Source organism: Staphylococcus arlettae (assembly GCF_002902345.1).
In the GTDB taxonomy this organism is placed as follows: domain Bacteria; phylum Bacillota; class Bacilli; order Staphylococcales; family Staphylococcaceae; genus Staphylococcus; species Staphylococcus arlettae.
In genome coordinates, this window is sequence record NZ_PPQB01000011.1 from 1 (window position 1) to 1,703 (window position 1,703).

Annotated in this window: 1 rRNA gene; it reads left to right on the forward strand. The window is 49.5% G+C overall.

The window, feature by feature from the left end:
* Positions 1-70 precede the first annotated feature (70 nt).
* Positions 71-1,623: ribosomal RNA gene (locus CD036_RS06100) — 16S ribosomal RNA — on the forward strand.
* Positions 1,624-1,703 lie beyond the last annotated feature (80 nt).

The following is a 1,703-nucleotide window of genomic DNA, read 5'->3' on the forward strand; positions in this document are numbered from 1 at the left end:
GATCGTTGGTTTAAACGTGTTAGAGATAACACACAATTAGTATTTATGAGCTAATCAAACATCATAATTTTTTATGGAGAGTTTGATCCTGGCTCAGGATGAACGCTGGCGGCGTGCCTAATACATGCAAGTCGAGCGAACAGATAAGGAGCTTGCTCCTTTGACGTTAGCGGCGGACGGGTGAGTAACACGTGGGTAACCTACCTATAAGACTGGAATAACTCCGGGAAACCGGGGCTAATGCCGGATAACATTTAGAACCGCATGGTTCTAAAGTGAAAGATGGTTTTGCTATCACTTATAGATGGACCCGCGCCGTATTAGCTAGTTGGTAAGGTAATGGCTTACCAAGGCAACGATACGTAGCCGACCTGAGAGGGTGATCGGCCACACTGGAACTGAGACACGGTCCAGACTCCTACGGGAGGCAGCAGTAGGGAATCTTCCGCAATGGGCGAAAGCCTGACGGAGCAACGCCGCGTGAGTGATGAAGGGTTTCGGCTCGTAAAACTCTGTTATTAGGGAAGAACAAACGTGTAAGTAACTGTGCACGTCTTGACGGTACCTAATCAGAAAGCCACGGCTAACTACGTGCCAGCAGCCGCGGTAATACGTAGGTGGCAAGCGTTATCCGGAATTATTGGGCGTAAAGCGCGCGTAGGCGGTTTCTTAAGTCTGATGTGAAAGCCCACGGCTCAACCGTGGAGGGTCATTGGAAACTGGGAGACTTGAGTGCAGAAGAGGAAAGTGGAATTCCATGTGTAGCGGTGAAATGCGCAGAGATATGGAGGAACACCAGTGGCGAAGGCGACTTTCTGGTCTGTAACTGACGCTGATGTGCGAAAGCGTGGGGATCAAACAGGATTAGATACCCTGGTAGTCCACGCCGTAAACGATGAGTGCTAAGTGTTAGGGGGTTTCCGCCCCTTAGTGCTGCAGCTAACGCATTAAGCACTCCGCCTGGGGAGTACGACCGCAAGGTTGAAACTCAAAGGAATTGACGGGGACCCGCACAAGCGGTGGAGCATGTGGTTTAATTCGAAGCAACGCGAAGAACCTTACCAAATCTTGACATCCTTTGACCACTCTAGAGATAGAGTTTTCCCCTTCGGGGGACAAAGTGACAGGTGGTGCATGGTTGTCGTCAGCTCGTGTCGTGAGATGTTGGGTTAAGTCCCGCAACGAGCGCAACCCTTAAACTTAGTTGCCAGCATTTAGTTGGGCACTCTAGGTTGACTGCCGGTGACAAACCGGAGGAAGGTGGGGATGACGTCAAATCATCATGCCCCTTATGATTTGGGCTACACACGTGCTACAATGGACAATACAAAGGGCAGCTAAACCGCGAGGTCATGCAAATCCCATAAAGTTGTTCTCAGTTCGGATTGTAGTCTGCAACTCGACTACATGAAGCTGGAATCGCTAGTAATCGTAGATCAGCATGCTACGGTGAATACGTTCCCGGGTCTTGTACACACCGCCCGTCACACCACGAGAGTTTGTAACACCCGAAGCCGGTGGAGTAACCATTTATGGAGCTAGCCGTCGAAGGTGGGACAAATGATTGGGGTGAAGTCGTAACAAGGTAGCCGTATCGGAAGGTGCGGCTGGATCACCTCCTTTCTAAGGATATATTCGGAACAACTTCTACGAAGTTGAAAAGGAATAACATTGACATATTGTATTCAGTTTTGAATGCTCAT